This is a genomic window from Rhizobium leguminosarum, assembly GCF_002953715.1.
Classification (GTDB): Bacteria; Pseudomonadota; Alphaproteobacteria; order Rhizobiales; family Rhizobiaceae; genus Rhizobium; species Rhizobium leguminosarum_V.
On the sequence record NZ_CP025012.1, the window covers coordinates 3,585,632 to 3,607,500 of the forward strand.

The following is a 21,869-nucleotide window of genomic DNA, read 5'->3' on the forward strand; positions in this document are numbered from 1 at the left end:
CATTGGATCGACGTCGGCTGGCCGCGCCGCATCTTTCAAGCATCGCCTGTAAAAGCAGCCGGTCGGACGAATGCGGTCCTGCAAGGTCATCCGCACGAGGATATGCTGCAGGTTCTATGCCAACATTAGCCTTGCGGGCGCTCAGTGGTGGTGGTCGCGACGCTATCTGCGACGGAATTGTTTTCCCGCAGCCTGGCACTACGCCGCAAAAGCCCCGACAGGAACGCACCTGCCAGATAGGCGATTTCCATGAGCGCGAGGATGGCGACACCGGAGAGCGTGCCCACGATCACCGAAGACCCGTCGGCAAAAGCCACGCTGCCGAAGCCGATTGCCACGAGGAATGCAAAAATCGCGAAAGCCCAGGCGCGGATGGCAGCCCCGGCAGCGATCGAAATCACGGTTGCCACGAGCGCGGTGATCAGCATGGCAATCCTCCTTCCCTCCGCATTCCGACAAGGATCCCGGCACCAATCGTCGTACCGCGAAACAAGATGTCGAAACACAGCCCCGTGACAGGCAAGGCACTCTTCATGGCGAATATCTCAACAATGAAACTCACAAAAGCCGCCGGCAGCCAGACACCGGTTCAGCTCCACCGGTCTGGACGCCGGCTATATATAACGAACGGGGCCTTCATATGACAGACCCGTCAGCGCAATTCGCAACTGTTCCCTCGACTGGAAAGACAATGCCGATTCATTTGTATTGCGGACAATCGGAAGGGTGATGACATGAACAAGCAGTGCGTCGTCTACGTCACGGATGTCGAGTATTCATTTCCGACTATTCTCTCGGCGCTTCAGGCTCGCAAATTCGCAAGCCCCGCGACCGATGTCTGCGTCCTCATGTCGGAACATCTCGATAATTTCGAAGAGCTGAAAGCCTTGCTTGCAAGGAGCAGTGTCATACTGATCGATACGACCGAAGCGCTGCAGGACTCGCTCGGCAAGCTCGACAGTTCGCATTTCCAGGGACGCATCAGCGTCAGCACGATGGCCAAGCTGGTCCTTTGCGAGATCCTGCCTGACAACTATACCCAGATCATCTACCTCGACGGTGATACCCAGATCGTCAGCGATCTCGGTGCGTTCGAAAGTGCCACTGTGCCCGAGGGCCGGTTTTTCGCGGCGCGCGATTATACGGCGATCCATGACTTCCTCGACACTGGAAGCAGCAGCCACTATTTCAACGCGGGGGTCCTGAAATTCCATCGCAACGGCTGGATCGGGCAGGAGGCGCTTGAGCTTTTTGCTAAAAATCCCGAGGCCTGCGAGGGCAAACATGATCAGGGCGCATTGAATTATGTCTGCGGTTCATCGCTCATCCTCGTATCGAACCGCTGGAACTTTCCCAAACAGTTCCTTCATCTGGTGAACATGTCCTCCTTGTCGATCGTCCATTATATGGCGCATCCGAAGCCGTGGCATGGAACCTTCTTTCCCTGGACCGATAAGGAAAGCCAGGTCTACGTCGACCTGCGCAAAGCACATCCGATTTACAACTCGCTGTATCGCGGAATAAGCTTCGACCGTAAGATGCTGTATAAATACAGGTCGATACGGGCACGCATCGAACACGCAATTGAGAAAGACGGATCCAATCCTCGGGTCCAGGGCCTGCTGGTTGGCGATTACGCAGTATGATGATGTATGGTTGGTCCGACCTGAATGTCCGCGTGACTGAACTCAGCGTCGCCGGTCGAGCCGTGGATTTGCAGACGGAAGCGCAAGTATTCATCCATTCATTTCAGGAATGGATAATGTTCAGGACAGAATATGAGTTATAGGGCTTCCGCCGCCAGTATCTCGCATTACGTGAAAGCCCGCCTGCGCCGGTCGCTCAAGGCTCGGCAGGTTCGCTACGACCTGCTGCGCAGCGGGCTCAAGCAGGCGCGTCACGTCGTCATCTGCGTCATCCGCGACGAGGGGCACCGGCTGGCATTCTTCCTGCAGTATTATCGCGATCTCGGTTTCGAACACTTCATCTGCATCGACAACGGCTCGACCGACGGCACGGCCGAGTTGCTGTCCAGCTTCGACGACGTCTCTCTTCTTTCGGCGCATGGGTCCTACAAGGCAGCGAGATTCGGAAACGACTGGATCAACGAAGTCATCAACCGGCACTGCCGGGAGAAGTGGGTCCTGTATGTCGATGCAGACGAGTTTCTGGTCTATCCGCATTGCGACACCCGGCCGATCGATCAACTGACCGCCTATATCGAATCCATGGGCGGCCACTCCCTCCGCTCGGTGATGATCGACATGTACAGCCCGCATCCCGTTCTCGAGAACATCTGCGAATCCGGTCGCAACCCGCTCGAGGTCTGCAATCTCTTCGACCGATCCGGCTATGTCGCGCATTTCGACGAACGCAACTGGACAATATGGATCAAGGGCGGCGTTCGCGGGCGGGTCTATTTCCACGACCGGCTCTGGGACGGCCCCGCGCTTAACAAGATACCTCTCGTCTATGTCCAGGGTGAACGTCTGTTTCTCAAATCATCGCACCAAGTCTGGCCACTCTCCCTGAATTTGGGCGACATGCGCGGAGCGCTCGGCGTATCCGGCGCCCTTCTGCATTTCAAGTTCCTGTCGACCTTCGTGCACAAGGTTGCCGATGCGGCACACCTGTCCCAACATACGGAAGAATACACCGTATACTCCTCAGGCAAGGACATGGATGACTTCGTCCATGACGATACGGGCACCTACCGAAGCTGGAAGGACCTGTCCGATCACGGGCTCATACAGGGTGAAGGGTGGAAATACTGGAGGAATGCTTCCGAGAGCGAAATCTAGAGCATGTCGTGCAAAAATGCGCAGCGGTTTGGGCACACCGTCCACCAAGATAAGGGGGTAAAACGCCAATCTGGTTTTTCAGCCCTGCTTCGTCCGATTATCAACACTCACAGCCATTCAAACACAGAACCCGCCGGTGGCGGGTTCTGTTGAGGCTTTCTGCTCTTTCGTTTTTATCGCCGCGACGTCTCAAGCAAGAGACGCCGCCCCCTCGGCATAAGCCTCCAGCGCCTTCCGATTGAGAATGCGGATCTTGCCCTGTGTCCCGTCGACCACTTTGCTCTCGCGCAAACGCCGCAGGCATTGGTTGACCTTCTCACGCGACGCCGGCAGCGTCGCGGCCAGGTCATGTTGGGAGATGATCAGCTCGTCGCCGCTATTCTGCGCATCCATCCCGTACAAGGCAGAAAGACGCAGCAGCGTCCGGGCCAGTCTCTGCCTTAGACTCGATCCGGCATTGGAAATAATCCGCAGCTCGAGTTCAGAAACACGCGCCAGTGCCTTCGACAGGATCTTCACCTGAAATTGCGGATCGTTCGCACACCAGTCCCGCAGCAACCGACCGTCGAAGTAATGCAGTTCGCAGTCCGAGGAGGCTCGATATTCCAGGCTGAGAGACTGCTTGCGCAGCACCTCCAATTCGCCGATCAAGCCACCTTTAGGAATGATTTCGACGATGAACTCTCGTCCATCGGCAAGCGGCGTGCTTGCACTCACCATTCCGCGCTGTACGCGGGCGAACATGTCGATGAGGACACCGGCGCTGGCAATAACCTCACCGCGGCGAAACTTTCGAATACTTGAGCGGCAAAACGGAAACTCGTGATCCAAATCAGCCCGGCCGCCGTAAACAATACCTAAAGGTCCGCAAGTAACCGCTTCGCCTATTCGCGCCGCGCTTCCTCTAGTCCTGTTGTCTCTGATGCCAATCGCCCCGTCCATACGCGCAACTCCACGCAGACTAATTGATTTACTGTCTTGAGCGACATTCGTAATGCGTTAAATTATAAAGTCAAATAGTAATAAAATAAAAATCTCGTGTTTAAACTATACATAATTATGATGCCTCCTCACATTTATATATAATAAAATTCATATTGAATTCTACCCCAAGAAAATCCTTGAGGCTGCGCGACGGTTTTTATACAATTTGTGACAGTTGCCAACCCGTAGAATAAGTTAACAACTATAAGAGTAATATAAGAATATAAAATAAATATGAATAACGCCTCCGTTATATATTTCAATAACCAAGGTAATATTTTAAATAGTCAAAAGAATTTCTTCAGAGTATAAGGAAATTATTGAAGATTGTGACCTCGGTCACAGACATCAAACTTGCATTAAAACAAGCTTTGGCTGTGATTTCTGGGGTTTGTCTAACGGAGACGCGGATGGCGGGAAAAAATCAGGGCGTCAACCCAACCAAACCTTGGCGGGATTTCGCCAGGGTTCGACAGGAAAGGCGTCCATTCAATTCGTCACAATCCCATAGGATCAGCAGAATTCTGAAGCGTGCATTGGACATCATCATTGCGGCAAGTGTCTTATTCCTTCTGTCGCCGCTCCTTCTGTCGGTGGCAGTCATCATAACGCTAAGTGATTGGGGGCCTGTATTCAATTCCCATCGTCGGCTCGGTCATAAGGGAAAAGAGTTTGGTTGCCTCGAGTTTCGTACGACAAGAGCCGACGCAACGGCCAAAGCGCAGGTCACTGTCGTCGGCGATATTTTGAGACGATCGAGCCTCGCCAAGCTTCCGCAATTGATCAATGTGTTGCTGGGTCAAATGAGCCTCGTCGGGCCCCGCGCCATTACCAAAGAAGAGCTGTCGCGTTACGGTGAACATGCTTACGCCTACATGGCCGTCCGCCCCGGCCTGACTGGCCATTGGCAGACCAGCGGGCGCAACGACCTCAGCTATCAGAATAGAGTTTCCCTCGACGTCGAGTATTTGTCTAAATGGACGCTCGCGCTGGATTTTGCGATCATGGCAAAAACACTCTCCGCCCTGCTGTCGCGGCAGGCCCTACTGCCCAGGGTGGACTCCTAAAGCATATCGCGCAGAAGTGTGCAGCGGTTTTGCGACAACGACATGCGTTGGAAATAAAGATCTAAAGCGTGAGGAGTGAACCTGAAGGATTGCGCCGCGCTTTAGACATCCTGACATAGCGCAAACACCGAGCATCCTGCCGCCTCAGTCATTATCCATGAGGACGCTTGCCTGTGACATGGGAGCGATCGGCGATGGCGTTCTTTTTCCGGCGCTTTTGATTATGCCCCCACAACGAGAAGGCGAATAGACCCGCCAGATAGCATATCTCCATCAACACAAGCACTTCGAGGCAAGAAACGATCGCTTCCGTCAAGGAGGAGCCTTTTAGCAGGGTCACGGCGCCCAAGGCCGCGACCACCAGAAATGCGAAGGTTGCAAAGGCCCAAGCGCGAATGGTTGCTCCGGCGGCGATGGAGACGGCAACCACGATGAGCGTGCTGTTCAGCATTATTCTGTTCCTCTCTTCACACCTCCTTCAAGCCACCGCCAGCCCTCAATGACATGACAAAACCCAAAGTCAGAACGAAGTCCGATCAAAGTATTTTATCGATTACGGTTAAAATATTGCTAACACCCGCCCAATAACTCGGCTGAGCCACGCCGGAGAATATTCGACTATTCATCCAACAGGGCCACTCCATCGTCAAAAACCAAGAAATTCATGGATATAGCAGCTGGAAAGATTTAGGCACCGAAGGCTTATACAGAAGCCGGGGATGCGGTTACGGCATTATCTCGCCGAACTGAACATTCATTTTTTCCGAAAAAAATAAGTTTAGTCATACGCCTAGGATGAGCGCATCGACGGTATCAGGGTTGGGTAACAGCCTACGCAGCACTCGGCCCCTATGCCGGACCCCGATGTTCATCAGTGGTGATGGGTCAGGCAACAACGAAACAGGGCTCGCGGCGATGGCGAGCCCTGCTGACCTCTTTGTCGGTTAAGCACCTGCGATGGAATTGCCAGCCTCGAGGCCGGTTTCGACAGACAAGCCTATTTCGAGACTGCACCGGCCAATTGTCGTTTTGCGCCGCGTTGGAGCCTGAAGTTTTCCAGCCAGGTGACTTGCTTCCTCAATTTCAGCGCTGGCTTTTCGATGAATCTCCACGAGAAGGCGGCAAAGCAAGTGGCAATGATACTGCAGACAATGCCGTTCAGCCACCAGTTATGCGCCCAAGGCCCGAGCGCTACGAACGCCTGTTGGATCGGATAGCCATAGAGGAAGACGCCGTAGGAGTAGTCGGCTCCACGCAGGACGCCAAGCTTGCGGGGCGAGGTGAGACCAAGGAAGACGGTGACATAGCCCATGGCCGGAATGGCAACGAAGTCACCAAAGGAGGTGAACCAATAGGCCCATAGTATGAATGCCACCGAGGCGAGGAAAATTCGGATATCCCAAAGAACCTTGTCCTTGTAGAGATAGAAGGTCACCCCCACAAGAAAAGCACAAATGAGCAGATTGCCCGACGCAGTCGTCGGCATATTCGCCCAATCACTTTCATGTTTCCAATATCTTGCGATACCGAAGCTTATGATCAAGGCGGGCGTTACGATGAGGGCAATCACCCGCCGCCTGACGACGCCGAGCAAGAAGAGGGCGGCGATCACCGCATAGCACTCAAGCTCGAAGGGCACGGTCCAAAGCTGCCCATTCACCATCGCGGCATCAGGATTATCCAGGAATACCCCGGGAAGATTGAAGTGAATGTGCCCTGTGACATTCATCAGATATGTAAAGAACTGAGGATCGGTGAAATAGTCACGCAGGTCATACTCTGTATAGATCGCTCCGAGTATAAAGGCAGCCAGCAATACCTCAACCGCAAGAGCAGGGTAGATCCGGATAAATCGGTTACCGAGAAAGGAGATCAATGTCTTCGATCGTTCAAGACTGCCAGCCACCAGGAACCCGCTCAGGACAAAGAACATCGGCAGCACTGACTTGATAACAGGGCGGAAGGGTGACTCCCAGAGAAACAGGTCATCGCCGTACGTGACGCGGGCTGTATGTATCCAAAGCACTGAAAAGGCTAACAGTAATCGCATATAATCGAATCCTGTCGGTCGCCCGTTCGCTTGATCAAGCTTTTCGCCGAGAAACATCTGTGCCCCTTTCAGAAGTATTGACTCGATTTGGAATGGCAAGCCGTTGCCGCAGAGCAGCGGCGGCATCATTGCCGGATCGGAGCCGCGTGTCAGTGACCACAGGTACATCAGGTAAAAATTGAACGAGAGAGCACCCTCTCCCGAAGACGCATCTCTGACCATCAACCCATGGCCCCTGTGCTTCCCGAGGGGCCCTGCGACGGTCGGAGTTGGAATCCAGGTGATCGGGCAGCGGATTGGATGAGGAGACTATGAAATTTCTGGCTACCCTATTTTGTCTTGTTCTCGCCTTTATCGGATTGGGGTTGATCGGAGGCGGCGCCTGGCTGCTGCGCCTCGGCGGCTCGCCCTATTACGCGATCGTTGGGCTTTCTTATGTGGTTGGCGCGTTTCTGCTGTGGCGCCGGAAGATATCAGGCAGCCTCATCGTCCTGTTTGTCGCTGTTTTCACCCTTCCCTGGGCGTTATGGGAGTCGGGTCTAAATTTTTGGGCGCTTTTTGCCCGCTTGATGTCCCCCATCGCGCTGGCAGGCTTTGCGCTTCTCTTTGCGCCGTCGTGTTCTCCGAGCGCCAACCGGAAGGTCTTTTATGCCGGCGCCTTGGTGGCCGCTCTCATCTTTGTCGCGGGCTTCGGTCTCAGCTTCGTACCGCACGGCATCATCCGTCCATCCGCCGACATCACCACCTACAAGCCCGCCAAGGGCGACAACGCTCCCTCCGACTGGACATCCTATGGCCGCACCACGGCAGGAGATCGTTATTCCCCATTCGATCAGATCAACCGCGGCAATGTGTCCAAGCTCGATCTAGCCTGGACATATCGCACCGGAAAAAGCGATGGCGCCGATCAGAACACGCCTCTGCAGATCGGCGATACGGTCTACACCTGCACGCCGACAGATGTGATCGCAGCGCTCGATGCAGACACCGGCAAACCCCGCTGGACCTTCGATCCGAAAGCAACTGCGCCTTACTGGCAACGCTGCCGCGGTCTCGGCTACTACAAGATGCCAAAGGAAGCCCAGTCCCCCGATGGTCTCTGTAACGAGCGTTTGGTGCAGACGACGATTGATGCCCGTCTCCTGGAGATCGACAGCAAGACTGGCGTTCCCTGCAAGGGCTTCGGAGACAATGGCACCGTGCAACTTTCCCAGGGCATGGGTGAAGTCAAGACAGGCTATTATTTCCAGACATCGGCGCCGCTGATTGCCCGCAACCTGATCGTCGTCGGAGGCTGGGTCACGGACAATCAGGAGATCGGCGAACCCTCGGGCGTCATCCGCGCGTTCAACGTCGTCACCGGCGAACTCGAATGGGCATGGGATCTCGGCAATCCTGAGATCACCAAACTCCCGCCGGAGGGCCAGACTTACACACGGGCCACCCCCAACATGTGGACGACGGCCGCATTCGACGACAAGCTTGGTCTTATCTATGCGCCGCTCGGCAATACCACCCCGGATTATTACGGCGTCAACCGCCCTGATTTCGCCGATCAGTACAACGCGACATTGGTGGCGCTCGATGTGACGACGGGTCGCGAGAAATGGAAATTCCAGACCGTGCATCACGACATCTGGGACTATGACCTGCCGGCCCAACCCGTCCTGATCGACCTGCCTGACGGCAATGGCGCCACTGTGCCTGCTCTGCTGCAGACCACAAAACGCGGGCAGCTTTTTCTCCTCGACCGCCGGACCGGCACACCGCTTGCCGAAGTTCAGGAGAAGCCGGTCCCGCAGCAAGGCGGCGTGCCCGAAGAGAAACTCTCCCCGACGCAGCCCTACTCCGTCGGCATGCCGACAATCGGTGCGGAGCGCGTGACGGAGCAGACGGCCTGGGGCCTGACGATGTTCGATCAGCTGGCATGCCGCATCGCCTTCCGCAAGATGCGCTACGACGGCGATTTCACCCCGATCGGGACGCAGTATGCGATCCAGCAGCCGGGAAATCTGGGCGGCCTCAATTGGGGAAGCGTATCGGTCGATCTGCCCAACAACCGGGTCTTCATGAACGATATCCGCGTCCCCAGTCTCTTCGCACTCATTCCGCGCGAGGAGTATGTCGACTTTGCCCTCACCACGACCGCGCACGGCCCCTCGGCACCGCAACGAGGCACACCTTACGCCATGGCCACCGAAATGTGGACGTCGAGGCTCCGCGTTCCCTGCACGCAGCCGCCCTTCGGTAGCGTCACCGCAGTGGATCTGAGCACCCGCAAGATCGCCTGGCAGGTTCCGGCCGGCACCGCCGAAGAACTCGGGCCCTTTAAGATCAAAACCAAACTGCCTATGCCGATGGGTCTGCCGAGCTACGCCGGCACGTCCGCGACCGCCGGCGGCGTCGTCTTTTTCGCTGGCTTCCAGGATTATTATATCCGCGCCTATGACGCCGAGAACGGTGCCGAGCTCTGGAAATATCCCCTGCCGGTCGGCTCGAGCGCGACGCCCATGACCTATGTCTCACCGAAAACAGGCAAGCAATATGTCCTTATATCGGTTGGCGGCGCACCCTACTCGAAGGATATCGGCGACTACGTCCTTGCCTTCTCGCTGAAAGACGGAAATTAGCCGCGGGTATCGCGTAAGCTTCACCGACTATCTTCAAGTCCAGGGATCGCCACGGGATCGCTTCTCAGCCAATGGAAGCGGATTTGGCGGCGTTGCTGGTCACACTGTGTTATTTTGGTCCGACGAGCAACTGAGGCTACGAGCGTGACGCGAAAACTGGCGGCGATCCTGGTCGCAGATATGGTCGGCTACAGCCGCCTCGCCGGTGCCGACGAGGATCGCATCTTGGCGCGACTGAGAACACTGCGCAGCGATCTGGTCGATCCGACCATCGCTGTGCACAATGGCCGTGTCGTCAAGCGTACCGGTGACGGAAGCCTCATCGAGTTTCGCAGCGTGGTGGACGCCGTGCGCTGCGCGATCGAGGTGCAGACTGCCATGGTCGAGCGCAATATCGGCGTGCCGCCAGAGCATCGCATCGAGTTCCGGGTCGGGATCCATCTGGGCGATGTGGTGGAGGAGAGTGACGGCGACTTGATGGGCGACGGCGTCAATATCGCCGCGCGGTTGGAGGGAGTTGCCAAGCCCGGCGGCATCTGTCTCTCCGAAGACGCCTACCGGCAAGTAAAAGCGCGGTTTGATTTTGCCGTGACCGACCTCGGTCAAATCCAGCTCAAGAATATCGCTGAGCCGATGCGGGTCTATTCGCTTCAGATCGGAACCCCGCAGCCGAACCCAGCACGACAAGCGCAGCCGGCCGCAACGAAAATGCCTTCGGCTGCGGCCGCTCCCGATAAACCCTCCATCGCCGTACTGGCGTTCAACAACATGAGCGGCGACGCCGAACAGGAGTATTTCTCCGACGGCATCAGCGAGGACATCATCACCGACCTCTCGAAGCTATCCGAGTTGCACGTGATCGCCCGCAACTCATCCTTCGTCTACAAGAATGTAACAGCCTCCGTGCCTGAGATGGCCAAGGCGCTCGGCGTTCGCTATGTCCTCGAGGGCAGCGTGCGCAAGGCCGGCAACCGCGTGCGTGTCACGGCCCAATTGATCGACGCCAGCAACGGCGGACATATCTGGGCCAGCCGCTTCGATCGCGACCTCACCGACATTTTTGCGGTTCAGGATGAACTCACACAAGAGATCGTGGCGGCGCTCAGGCTGAACCTCACGCATGGCGACCAGGATCGGTTGGCAAAGGGGCGTGCAATCAATGTCAGCGCATACGAGTTGTTATTGCGTGGCCGCGAGCAGGCGTCGGGCCATACCCGAACCGGAAATATAGCGGCCCGCAGCCTGGCGGCCGACGCCCTCGCCATCGATCCGGAATATGCGGCCGCCCAAGCACTCATCTCCTTCACTCACGTACTCGACTACGTCAACGCCTGGAGCAACGATCCGGAAGGGTCACTGCTGATCGGGATGGATCTCGCGCAGCAGGCCGTGGAGATGGCCGAGGAACAGCCCAACGGCCACTTCGCACTGGGCATGGCTTGCATGTGGAACCGGGAACTGGACCGGGCGCGGGCAGAAGTGCAGCAGGGCCTCGCGCTATCGCCCAACTCCGCCGAGCTCCTGAGACTGATGGCCCATATCCAGATATTCTCCGGCGATCCCGCCGGCGCCCTGGAAACACTCGATGCATCGATGCGGCTTGACCCGCACCATCCGGAAATTCTCTTCCAATTTCTCGCCGATGCGCACTTTTCTCTCGGCGAATATGAGCATGCAATTGCAGCCATTGAGCAGCGGCTCCAACAAAACTCCCAATCGGAGACCGCCTACGCCCTGCTTGCCTCATGTTACGGCCACCTCGGCCGCTCGGAGGAGAGCCGTCAGGCCTGGGAAAAGGCGCTCCGGATCAATCCCAATTTCTCTGTAGAACGCCGCCGCCGCGTCCTTCCATTTCGAAACCCCGAGGACTTTAACCGCCGCGTGGAAGGACTCCGTAAGGCAGGACTTACAATTCCGAATCTTGGTCGATGCTGAAGGAAGCTGCTGTCTGGCCGATATCGCGGACAGCCCATTCTACGGACGGACGCGCGATAGGCCTCTCAGATTACGCCCTCTCCACGAGAGCATGTGGCCGGCGAACGTGATGCCACTTCGGGCAACTCTGATAGCAACGGCATGGCACCTGCTGTAAGATAACGGTAAGGGATCGGACACCCGGAAAGAGCTGGTATGGAGCGCCGCCTTGCAGCAGTCCTGATTGCGGATGTGGTCGGTTACAGCCGCCTGAGCGAGATCGACGAAGAGGGAACGCGTATCCGCTTCCACACCGACCTCCACGAACTCTTCGAGCCGAAGATCGCTACGCACCACGGCCGCCTGATCAAGACGATGGGCGACGGGATTCTGGTTGAGTTCCATAGCGTGGTGGATGCCTTGCGCTGCGCCGTCAAAATCCAGCAACAGAAGGCGGAACGCAATGCGGCCCTGCGTCCCGAGCAGCGGATGCTTTTTCGCATCGGCGTCAATCTCGGCGATGTCATCGTCGAAGGAGAGGACATTCACGGAGACGGCGTCAACATAGCCGCGCGGCTGGAGAGTCTTGCCCAGCCCGGCGGAATTTGCATATCCGGCACCGCATTCGATCACACGGTACACAAGACTGAGGTCGGTTTCTCCTCTCTCGGTGAGCAGCAACTGAAGAACATAGCCGATCCGGTTCGCGTCTATCGTGTTCTGTTAGATCCCTCTGAGGCAGGCAAGGTCGTCGCATCCCGTCGGCCACGCCGCCGGGCGATCATTCTGGCCACGCTTGCAGCGCTGCTGATCGCGACCACTGCGATTGTCTTCACATGGCCATGGCCGTTTGTGCCGCAACGCCCATCTGTCGCGGTGCTTCCTTTCGCCAATTTGAGTAGCGACGCCGGTCAGGATTATTTCACGGATGGCATTACCGACAGCCTGATTGCCGATCTGACCATGCTTTCGGACCTTGACGTCATCGGCCATAATTCGGTGTTTGCATACAAAGGCAAGCCTCTCGTTTTGGCCGACATCGGACGCGATCTTGGCGTACGCTTTGTCGTTGAGGGCAGCGTCCAACGGATAGGTGATCAAATCCGCGTCAATGCGCAACTGAGCGATGCCGCAAGCGGTGACCATCTGTGGGCCAACCGATTTAACCGCGCCGCGGCGGATGTAATGGCTGTGCAGGATGAGCTCAGTCGGCAGATCGCCGAAGCACTCGGCCTGAAACTGACTCAATCTGAGGCCGAGCGGATTACCCGTCCGCCGACCGCGAATCTCGAGGCATACGACTACTACCTTCGTGCCGAGCAGGCGACGCGCACCGGCCGCCGTTCCCGGCTGCTCGAGGCACTGGCGCTCTTTGACAAAGCGGAGGCGCTCGATCCCGGTTTTGCAGAGGCCTTCGCAGCCGACGCGCACGCGACCGCCTATGTCTGGCGAAGCGCGTACGACGACGTTCTCCAGAGCGCGCTGGCACGAAAGAGGGCCTACGAGAAGGCAAGTCGCGCACTGGCGCTCGACCCGGTTCTTTCATCGCCATACGCTGTTCTTGCCGTCATGCAAGTCGTGGACCGCCGCTATGAACAGGCGGTCACCTCGGCGCAGCAGGCAGTGTCGCTTGGGTCCACCGATGCAGAAGCTCATATGGCGTTGGCATACGTTCAATTGTTCTCCGGTAATCATGCCGAGGCCGGCGCGGCCGTCGAGACGGCGCTCAGGCACGATCCGAACCTCTCCGCCATCAACCGATACACTGCTGGCCTGGTTTTTTATTTGCAGCGCGATTACGCGAAGGCCATCGACAGTTTCGAACGCGCGCGCGATGGTTCTCCGGGAAATGGCGATTTCGTTACCCCACTCGCTATGGCCTATGCCCGTGCCGGTCGCCTCGATGACGCCCGTGCGACTGTCACCGAGGGACTTCGCTTTCTGGCTGGGCGCGATTCTCTGGCGGGCTGGCGTATCAGCAATGCCCACTTCCGCAATGAGCAGGATTTGGCGTTTATCCTCGATGCTCTGCGCGAGGCTGGCCTGCCGGAATGGCCGTTCGGTTTCAAGGGCGACGAGCATGATCGCCTGCACGGTGAAGAAATCGCAAGCACCGTCATGGGCAAACTCCTCCGGGGCAAGACCGAGCCCTCAGGAAGCCCTGCACTCATGCAAATCGAACGCGACGGCAAGGCCGCCTTCCGCTCGATGACGCAGATGATCACCGGAACGGTTTTCGTCAATGGCGACATGCTCTGCGAGCAGAGCGAAAATGCATTTGGACGAGCCGATTGCGGCCCGGTCTACAGACCTGCAAACTTGCCCGCTGAAACCAGCTATGCTTATGTGAACTCCACCAAGGTCTTCTATTTTTCGCCCGTCAAATAGCCGCGTTCCACGTGTGGTCAGTGATACTGATCCCGCTTGAGATCGGCTACGACCTTCGGCCAATTGCTATCGGCTTTCGGCACTTCTTCCGCCACATGAGCGGCAAACCCCTCCGCCGATCCCTTGTCGTAGATCAGGTAAAGCTTGCCGTCGATGATCTTGAATGCTTCTGGATCGACGTTTACCGTGACCGACCCGAGAGCCACCTCGCCCGCGCAGTAGCCGCCATACTGAGGCGCATATTTGATCGGCTCGCTGATGAACATTTCGCGGTGTTTGGCATTGGCGAAAAGCCACGGCGTCCCCAGCCATTCGTGGGAGAATTCCTCAGAGCCCTTTACTGCTTTGCCTTCGGTGAAATAGGCTACGGGGTCGTATCCCATGATCGCCACGCCGCCGAAGTACCCCGTGTTGACCGAGTCGTCGGCAAAAGCCCGCGATCCACCGACAGCTGCCAAAGCCAGAAGGAACACCGCCATTGAGCGACCAATTCCTCGCGCACCGCTTCTGGTCCCTGCATACATCTGCGCCTCCTATTCAATCATGGATTTCCATGCACTTCGCGTATTCTTTCTCGCCGATGCGGCTGGCCGGAGGGCAAGGCGCGCCATGCCGCTTGAACAGCCGCACGATGTCCGTGTTGCCCTTCCAGATCGCTCGCGTGATTGGCGTGTAGCCGTGAACCTCGGCATGACCGACGTCAGCCCCCTCAGCGAGAAGAAACGTGGCGAGAGCGACGTGGTTTTCCTCACCAGCTACCATCAGCGGCGTCACACCCGCTTTATTGGCCGCGTCGTCGAGCGTCGCGCCATGGTGGAGAAGCAGTTTGCTGATCGGCAGGCTGCCGGAAAAGGCCGCGGCATGAAGCGGCGTAAAGCCGCCTGAATTCCGAGCCATGACATTGGCGCCTTTGCCGATGAGCAATTCGGCTATGGCAAGCTGGGCTCCGAGCGCGGCGTTGATGAGAGGCGTCGCCTCATCGCGTGCGCGGCTATCGACATCGGCACCGGTAGCCAGAACCTGCTCGACGGCGGCGGTGTTTCCGGTGGCAACGGCATCGAACAAAGGGCTCCCCGCAGCGGCCGTTGTCGCTGTGAAAATCAACGCCACCGATGCAAGCAGCCCACGCATGGCTCAGCCCCCGAAGGTTGCCAAGGAAAATAGCACAAGCTGCGGGTTTTGGGTAGGCATCGAGGACGGCAGGAGGTTGAATTCCCCTGCATCGAGCTATCGGCAACGCGCCAGCTATCGTGACCACCGGGCTATGATTTCGTCGGTATTTGCCAGCGCCTTGCGGACTGCGCTGCGCGCCATGTTCGGTCGCTGCAATCGAATACTTTTCTCAATATTTTCATGAAGTTTCAGCGCATACCGCAAGTTGTCTTCCTCCCGCGTCACATGGGCGAAGAGGTGGTTCAGCGCTGATTCGATCAATACGCCGAGCGGCACCAGCAGATCATTTCCGGAGGCGCGCAAGATCGCGATGTGAAATCGCGCATCGGATTCTGTTCGCTGCTGGAGCGATGTCGCCTGATCCATGTCATGCAGGGCCTGACTGATCGCGTTCATTTGCTCCTCAGTTCGGCGCTCCGCAGCAAGCGCAGTCGCTTCCGGCTCGATCATATGCCTGAGTTCTTGCACGGCCCTCAGAAACGCTTCCCGATCAGGAGATGCCGCATACCAGCCCAAGACATCTCGATCCAGCAGGTTCCAACGTTCCTTGGGTTCGACCCAACTGCCGATTTTCGGGCGGGAAGAAAGCAGGCCCTTGGCCATCAACATCTTGATCGCTTCGCGCACTGCCGAGCGGCTGACGTCAAAGACCTCAGACCATTTTGCCTCATTTGGCAGGATCGTGCCCGGCGGATAGTCGCCGCGCACGATTCGCAGACCGATCTCGCCTGCCAAAGACACATGAACACTCGCCCCCGTCATGCGGGGAGAATTTGGGCGCCTTGTGGTGGCCGAGCGGTCAACCGTCACCAGCTCGACCGCAGCCGTTGGCTTTCCCGATTTTTTGTCAGGCATTTATTTCTACTGCCTCAGCATTCTTTCGACTGTCTGCACGTATGATCAAAACAATCGTAATAACGAGGAAGTCGCCTGCGATTGACCCCGCCAAAAACCGCGGAATTCAGGGCGCGTCAAGCCCTGCGGATCTCTCGATCCGTCTCGTGAGGACAGTCGGCGCACCCTTGAACCGGGTGCGCCAAACCGTGAACCTACTTTTGAATGCAGGTGTCGACAGTATCCTTTGTGCACTCATCGAGCCCGGTGAAGACCGGATCTTCAACCGGCTTGCCGGCAATCAGATCCATCATCACCGAAGGTGCCTTGTAGCCCATCTCGAACGGTCGTTGGCCGACGAGCGCGGTCACGAGGCCTTCCCTTGCAATGGCAACCTCGTCGCCGATCGTGTCGGCGGCACCAATGACGAAATCGTTGCTGGCGATCTTGTCGGCCATTGGTTTGAACAGATCGCGATAGGGTTGCGGCGCGCCAAACAATGGCCAGCCACCCATAATGCCGAATGCGTCCAGGTCGGGATTGGCCGCGAGGATGTCGGTCATTGCCTGAACACCCTGGGCACCATTGTCATTGGTGAACACCGGGCAGCCGGCGACCTCAGTCCAACCCCCCTCGCCTTTCAGCGCGGCAAGGTCTTTCTGGCCAGTGAGCGTGTCGCGCATCCCTTGCGCGCGGCGCAGAATATTGTCGGCTCCCGGGTTGCCTTCGATCGTGCAGATCTTGCCGCCCTTCGGCTTGGCCTTCTTGATGTACTCCCCGATGCGGGCGCCCATCAGATAATTGTCCGTGCCAAGGTAGGTCTTGCGCAAGGCTGCATCCTCGGCAGCAAGATCGGCATCGAGCGTCATCACCGGAACCGTCGGATTGGCCGTCTTCAGGGTCTGGGCAATGAGCTTTGCATTTGACGGCGAAATTGCGATTGCAGCCGTGTCTGCCTTGCCCAACATATCCTGAACGATCTGCGCTTCGCCGGCTTCATCGGATGTCGATGCCGGACCGGTGTAGAAGCACTCGTATTCCGCAGTCGGGTTCTCCTTGTTCCATTTCTGGCAACCTTGATTGATTGCTTCGAAGAACGGATTGTCGAGGCCCTTGACGACGATGACGAGTTGCTTTTTGGCCAAGGCCTGCCCGGCGGTGAGTGCTAAGACTGCGGCTGTAAGTAGTAATGCCTTCCTCATAGTTTCCTCCCTTGAAACAGACGGACACCGCGTGCCCGCCACACGAAATCAACCCGGATACCAGACGATGCGAGGCTCCTCCTTCGAACGCTCGTATTGCCATGCCGAGTCGATAAGCATTTCGAGATCGTAGTTTGGCCGCCAATCCAGCAGGTATTTCGCCTTGCTGTTGTCCATCCAATTGGAATGGAAGCGGCTTGGTATGTCGATGGAACCGAGATTGCGCGTGCGCAAGAGATAGGCGGCGACTTCAGCATAGTCGACAGGTCGATCCATGCAGATATTGAAGAGTTGCCGCTCCGCCCGGGGATTATCGATCGCTGCCAATATTGCCGAGACGAGGTCATCGACATGCACGAAGTTGCGCTTCAGTGCACGCCCGTCGGCATCGAGCAGCAGCGGCACCGTACCCATCGCTGCATAACGCCGCGCCGCGTCTTCCGGAACGAGCGTTTTCCAGTCCGGACCGCCAAAGACATCGTCTCCAAAAGACAGCGAATACTTGAAATCGTCCTTTTCCATGATCCAGGGCGCGCGCAGACAACAGCCATTGAGACCGTACTGAATGCCAAACTGTTCCAGCATGACCTCTTCCAGCACCTTGGAGAGCGCATAGCTTCCCGGATAGGCACAATGACGGGTGTTCTCGGTGATCGGGCCGTCGTGGCGATAGTGGAAATGCCCAACGCCCGCATCACCACCGATCAGGATGAACTGGCGTGCCGTGACGCTCGTACGGAACTCCTCAAGCAGCCAAAAGAGACCTTTGACCGTGACATCCATGACGTCTTCAGGCGTTTCCTTGCATGTGGCGAGATGCACGACATGGGTAACGTCATCCAGCGCCGCTGCCACGACATCGCGATCGGCGATCGAGCCTTGGAAGACGTCGACACGGTCGGTCGCCTCGTACAAACGATTATGACAAAGCGCTCGAATACGGGCTTTGGAAAATCTCGGATCGTCAAGCAGCCCAGCAATGAAGCGCCGCCCGACCTTGCCCGTCGCACCGGTAACAAGGATTAGCATGCTCTTTCTCCCCCATTGATAGCTAATATCCGGGCGCCACTCTCGTCAAATGATATTTGTCTGACAAAACAGATTTTTGCGACAATAAGGTCGATAGACGGGACAATGAGTTGACGCTGTCGCAGGGTTTTGCGTAAATGCTCCCAATCGCCTTTCCTGGGAGGATATTGGAAAAGCGAACGCGCCAGAGCCCTGCGTCGAAGACAAGCAGGGTTCGGAGCGATGGATAGCCCGCAGGTTTTGGGAGGCGAGGAGGCTGGTGGCGGTTCTTGAGCTCAGTAATATTTCCAAACATTTCGGTGCCATCCAGGCAGTCAACGATGTTTCTTTTTCGCTCGAAGCGGGGCAGGTTGTCGGCCTCATGGGCGACAACGGCGCTGGTAAATCCACACTGGTGAAGATGATTGCCGGCAACTTTCGACCGAGCCATGGAACCATGCGGCTCGACGGCGCCGATCTCGTGCTTCATCAGCCGAAGGAAGCGCGCCAGCATGGCATTGAGATCGTTCACCAGGACTTGGCGCTCTGCAACAATCTGACGGCGGCAGCGAACGTGTTCCTTGGACGCGAATTGCGCCGCGGCGTATGGCCTCTTCGCATCCTCGACCACAAGAGCATGTACAAGCGCGCCAGCGAGATATTTCGCGAACTCAAATCCGAAACGCGGGCGCGCGATCTCGTCAAGCAAATGTCAGGTGGCCAGCGGCAAGCGGTAGCGATCGGCCGCACAATGCTGTCTGAAGCGAAAATCGTATTGATGGACGAGCCGACGGCAGCCATATCAGTGCGCCAGGTGGCTGAGGTTCTGAATCTGATCCGCCAATTGCGGGACCGGGGCATTGTCGTTGTCCTGATCAGCCACCGCATGCCCGACGTCTTCTCGGTCGCCGACCGCGTGATCGTGATGCGGCGGGGCAGAAAAGTAGCCGACAAGCAGATTGCGGCAAGTTCGCCGGAGGAAGTGACGGGACTGATCACCGGCGCCATTGAACAGGTGTGATCGATGCTATCCGTTGCAACAGGAAGGAAGAAGGTCGACGATGGCGGTTACACTTGACCAAACGATCGGACAGAAGCAACGCAGCTGGCTTGCGACGATCATGGGCGGCCAGACATTCTGGGTGCTGATTGCCGTCATTCTCGCCTGCATTTTTCTGTCGATGGCGACGGACTCCTTTGCAACATCGAAGAACATCTACAACATCACCCGCAACGTCACTTTCGTCGCCATTATCGCGCTGGGCATGACGCTGGTCATCATCACTGGCGGCATCGATTTGTCCGTTGGCTCCGTGCTTTGCCTGTGCAGCATGGTGCTGGCGGTCGTCATGCATGCGGGATACAGTATTGAAGTCGGCATTGCCGCCTCAATCGGTACTGCTCTTTTGGTCGGAGCTTTCAACGGTGTATTGATTGCCTATCTCGGCTTCCCACCTTTCGTCGTCACGCTCGGCATGTTGTCGATTGCGCGCAGCCTTGCGATGGTCGCGTCCAACAACACTGTCGTTTTCCAGTTCGGACCTGATCACGACAAGCTACTGGCGCTGGGTGGCGGCGCCTGGGTTTTCGGCATCGCCAATCCAGTGCTTTACATGGTCGTGCTGGCACTCATCACCGGTTTCGTGCTGCGCTGGACCAAGTTCGGCCGATATGTCTTTGCCATCGGCGGCAATGAGCACGCCGCCACACTGACGGGCGTTCCCGTGCCGAGGATCAAGGTCATCGTCTATATGATTTCTGCCCTGTCGGCGGGGGTTGCCGGCATCATTCAAACCGGCTGGCTCGGCGCTGTCACCACAAACATCGGAGCCGGAATGGAACTTCAGGTCATTGCCGCCGCGGTTATCGGCGGCGCCAATCTGGCCGGCGGCGTCGGCACCGCTTTTGGAGCCTTGGTCGGCGCCGCACTTATCGAGGTCATCCGCAACAGTCTTGGCCTGCTCGGCATCAACGCATTCTGGCAAGGATGCTTTATCGGTGGGGCAATCGTGCTCGCCGTCCTTTTCGACCGACTTCGCAACTTGCGACAGGGCGAGTAGGCGAATCCGGCCCTTGAGAGCACGCTGGTCTTGAGTTTATGCCGCCAAGGCGAGTGCCGCCCTCGAGCGGATCCGCATGAGTGCCGAGCCCACCGCACGCAAGACGGACGTCGTGCCGGAGACCATCGCCCGGTAGAACCGGGGACGGCAGCTCAGCAAGCGACGCCGACCGCGTCTGCATTGACAATTGTTGCGGCCCGCTGCCGAGGTGTTAACTCCTCGAATTTCTGGAAACGCAAAAAGCCCGCACGAGGCGGGCTTTTGCATATTGTCTTATGTATTTTGGTTGCGGGGGCAGGATTTGAACCTGCGGCCTTCAGGTTATGAGCCTGACGAGCTACCGGGCTGCTCCACCCCGCGCCATGTGCAAATCGATGGGATTTGCTGCAGTATTATAACACGAAAGGCCGCTTTGTGAGCGGCCCTTTTGTGACGGCATGGGCCGTAGGTTGTGATGAGAAGATTGATTAGTTGCGTTTTGCAGACCTGGCAGCGACCTACTCTCCCGCGTCTTAAGACGAAGTACCATGGGCGCAGGGGCGTTTCACGGCCGTGTTCGGAAAGGGAACGGGTGCAGCCACCCCGCCATAACCACCAGGTCGGCAAAGCGCAACTATATGTTTTGAGAAGCTGGCAGGCGTTAGCCTGTTTTCTTTTTTGAACACGTCTTTCGATCTCTTCCGGCTGCGGGTGCTTGTGGCACCCATACAGGCCAGAGGCCGTCGCCAATCGTTTGGCGGGCCGTCCGCAGCGCCATTGGCGCGTCAGGACAAAGGTCTGGCACATCGATCCGGACAAACACGATGTGTTTGCCGGGAGTTCGATGAGCATAGTCAATGAGAACGATCAAGCCGATCGAGCTATTAGTACCGGTAAGCTTCATGCGTTGCCGCACTTCCACACCCGGCCTATCAACGTGGTCGTCTTCCACGGCTCTGATAGGGAATACTCGTTTTCAGGTGGGTTTCCCGCTTAGATGCCTTCAGCGGTTATCCCGTCCATATATAGCTACCCTGCTATGCCCTTGGCAGGACAACAGGTCCACCAGAGATATGTCCATCCCGGTCCTCTCGTACTAGGGACAGATCCTGTCAATATTCCTACACCCACGGCAGATAGGGACCGAACTGTCTCACGACGTTCTGAACCCAGCTCACGTACCGCTTTAATTGGCGAACAGCCAAACCCTTGGGACCTGCTCCAGCCCCAGGATGCGATGAGCCGACATCGAGGTGCCAAACAACCCCGTCGATATGGACTCTTGGGGGTCATCAGCCTGTTATCCCCGGCGTACCTTTTATCCGTTGAGCGATGGCCCTTCCACGCGGGACCACCGGATCACTATGACCGACTTTCGTCTCTGCTCGACTTGTCAGTCTCGCAGTCAGGCGGGCTTATGCCATTGCACTCGACGACCGATTTCCGACCGGTCTGAGCCCACCATCGCGCGCCTCCGTTACTCTTTCGGAGGCGACCGCCCCAGTCAAACTACCCACCATACACTGTCCCGGACCCGGATAACGGGCCGCGGTTAGACATCCATGACGATAAGGGTGGTATTTCAAGGATGGCTCCACGGAAACTGGCGTCCCCGCTTCAAAGCCTACCACCTATCCTACACATGCCGACACGAATGCCAGTGTAAAGCTATAGTAAAGGTGCACGGGGTCTTTCCGTCTGACCGCAGGAACCCCGCATCTTCACGGGGAATTCAATTTCACTGAGTCTATGTTGGAGACAGCGGGGAAGTCGTTACGC

17 protein-coding genes, 1 tRNA gene and 2 rRNA genes (1 of these 20 cut by a window edge) are annotated in these 21,869 nt (G+C 57.2%); 8 read left to right on the forward strand and 12 right to left on the reverse strand.

The annotated features are described in order from the left end of the window. Positions 1 to 125 precede the first annotated feature (125 nt). Positions 126 to 428 (reverse strand): hypothetical protein, encoded by a 303-nt coding sequence (locus tag CUJ84_RS18005; protein ID WP_105007212.1) that lies wholly within the window; start codon positions 426 to 428, stop codon positions 126 to 128. A 306-nt stretch (positions 429 to 734) separates the two neighbouring features. Between CUJ84_RS18005 and CUJ84_RS18015 the strand changes: the two genes are divergently transcribed. Together CUJ84_RS18015 and CUJ84_RS18020 are read left to right on the forward strand one after the other, a co-directional pair. Further along, positions 735 to 1,646: a glycosyltransferase family 8 protein gene (locus CUJ84_RS18015; RefSeq protein ID WP_105007213.1), complete on the forward strand. Its 912-nt coding sequence runs from the start codon at positions 735 to 737 to the stop codon at positions 1,644 to 1,646. 132 nt (positions 1,647 to 1,778) lie between these two features. Then, positions 1,779 to 2,801 (forward strand): glycosyltransferase family 2 protein, encoded by a 1,023-nt coding sequence (locus CUJ84_RS18020; protein ID WP_105007214.1) that lies wholly within the window; start codon positions 1,779 to 1,781, stop codon positions 2,799 to 2,801. Positions 2,802 to 2,990: 189 nt separating this feature from the next. Here the strand turns inward: CUJ84_RS18020 and CUJ84_RS18025 are convergent, their stop codons facing one another. After that, complete coding sequence (locus tag CUJ84_RS18025; protein ID WP_105007215.1) at positions 2,991 to 3,743, reverse strand: Crp/Fnr family transcriptional regulator; 753 nt, start codon at positions 3,741 to 3,743, stop codon at positions 2,991 to 2,993. A gap of 452 nt (positions 3,744 to 4,195) precedes the next feature. On the opposite strand from CUJ84_RS18025, the gene CUJ84_RS18030 reads away from it, so the two are divergent. Beyond that, the gene (locus tag CUJ84_RS18030) at positions 4,196 to 4,852 is read left to right on the forward strand and encodes a sugar transferase (protein ID WP_105007216.1); all 657 of its coding nucleotides are present in this window, start codon (positions 4,196 to 4,198) and stop codon (positions 4,850 to 4,852) included. Between the two features lie 151 nt (positions 4,853 to 5,003). On the opposite strand, the gene CUJ84_RS18035 is transcribed toward CUJ84_RS18030, so the two are convergent. Beyond that, complete coding sequence (locus CUJ84_RS18035) at positions 5,004 to 5,303, reverse strand: hypothetical protein (protein ID WP_105007217.1); 300 nt, start codon at positions 5,301 to 5,303, stop codon at positions 5,004 to 5,006. Positions 5,304 to 5,849: 546 nt separating this feature from the next. Continuing rightward, positions 5,850 to 6,959: an acyltransferase family protein gene (locus CUJ84_RS18040; RefSeq protein ID WP_105008232.1), complete on the reverse strand. Its 1,110-nt coding sequence runs from the start codon at positions 6,957 to 6,959 to the stop codon at positions 5,850 to 5,852. A 254-nt stretch (positions 6,960 to 7,213) separates the two neighbouring features. Between CUJ84_RS18040 and CUJ84_RS18045 the strand changes: the two genes are divergently transcribed. From CUJ84_RS18045 to CUJ84_RS18055, 3 genes are all read left to right on the forward strand, one after another. Next, positions 7,214 to 9,532 carry a membrane-bound PQQ-dependent dehydrogenase, glucose/quinate/shikimate family gene (locus CUJ84_RS18045; protein WP_105007218.1) on the forward strand — a complete coding sequence of 773 codons (2,319 nt, stop codon included), beginning with the start codon at positions 7,214 to 7,216 and terminating at the stop codon, positions 9,530 to 9,532. A 144-nt stretch (positions 9,533 to 9,676) separates the two neighbouring features. After that, positions 9,677 to 11,467, forward strand: coding sequence for an adenylate/guanylate cyclase domain-containing protein (locus CUJ84_RS18050; RefSeq protein ID WP_105007219.1), 1,791 nt, complete (start codon positions 9,677 to 9,679; stop codon positions 11,465 to 11,467). Between the two features lie 195 nt (positions 11,468 to 11,662). Next, a complete protein-coding gene (locus tag CUJ84_RS18055; RefSeq protein ID WP_199788727.1) occupies positions 11,663 to 13,834 on the forward strand; it encodes an adenylate/guanylate cyclase domain-containing protein in 2,172 nt (723 codons plus the stop codon). 17 nt (positions 13,835 to 13,851) lie between these two features. Here the strand turns inward: CUJ84_RS18055 and CUJ84_RS18060 are convergent, their stop codons facing one another. The 5 genes from CUJ84_RS18060 to CUJ84_RS18080 form a co-directional block, all read right to left on the reverse strand. Continuing rightward, entirely contained in the window at positions 13,852 to 14,358 is a 507-nt protein-coding gene (locus tag CUJ84_RS18060; protein ID WP_105007221.1) for a YHS domain-containing (seleno)protein, read from the reverse strand. 13 nt (positions 14,359 to 14,371) lie between these two features. Then, the gene (locus CUJ84_RS18065; protein WP_105007222.1) at positions 14,372 to 14,965 is read right to left on the reverse strand and encodes an ankyrin repeat domain-containing protein; all 594 of its coding nucleotides are present in this window, start codon (positions 14,963 to 14,965) and stop codon (positions 14,372 to 14,374) included. Positions 14,966 to 15,079: 114 nt separating this feature from the next. Then, positions 15,080 to 15,862, reverse strand: coding sequence for a FadR/GntR family transcriptional regulator (locus CUJ84_RS18070; protein WP_105007223.1), 783 nt, complete (start codon positions 15,860 to 15,862; stop codon positions 15,080 to 15,082). Between the two features lie 194 nt (positions 15,863 to 16,056). After that, a complete protein-coding gene (locus CUJ84_RS18075) occupies positions 16,057 to 17,043 on the reverse strand; it encodes a substrate-binding domain-containing protein (RefSeq protein WP_105007224.1) in 987 nt (328 codons plus the stop codon). A 48-nt stretch (positions 17,044 to 17,091) separates the two neighbouring features. Beyond that, positions 17,092 to 18,072, reverse strand: a complete 981-nt coding sequence (locus tag CUJ84_RS18080; protein WP_105007225.1) for an NAD-dependent epimerase/dehydratase family protein — start codon at positions 18,070 to 18,072, stop codon at positions 17,092 to 17,094. Positions 18,073 to 18,331: 259 nt separating this feature from the next. Here CUJ84_RS18080 and CUJ84_RS18085 point away from each other — a divergent pair, with 259 nt between their 5' ends. Beyond that, entirely contained in the window at positions 18,332 to 19,072 is a 741-nt protein-coding gene (locus CUJ84_RS18085) for an ATP-binding cassette domain-containing protein (RefSeq protein ID WP_018243386.1), read from the forward strand. Between the two features lie 40 nt (positions 19,073 to 19,112). Further along, positions 19,113 to 20,111 (forward strand): ABC transporter permease, encoded by a 999-nt coding sequence (locus CUJ84_RS18090; RefSeq protein WP_027683284.1) that lies wholly within the window; start codon positions 19,113 to 19,115, stop codon positions 20,109 to 20,111. 283 nt (positions 20,112 to 20,394) lie between these two features. On the opposite strand, the gene CUJ84_RS18095 is transcribed toward CUJ84_RS18090, so the two are convergent. The 3 genes from CUJ84_RS18095 to CUJ84_RS18105 form a co-directional block, all read right to left on the reverse strand. Beyond that, a tRNA-Met gene (locus CUJ84_RS18095) sits at positions 20,395 to 20,471 on the reverse strand. Between the two features lie 124 nt (positions 20,472 to 20,595). After that, positions 20,596 to 20,710, reverse strand: a 5S ribosomal RNA gene (rrf, locus tag CUJ84_RS18100). Between the two features lie 243 nt (positions 20,711 to 20,953). Beyond that, positions 20,954 to 21,869: ribosomal RNA gene (locus CUJ84_RS18105) — 23S ribosomal RNA — on the reverse strand (it continues 1,899 nt past the right edge of the window).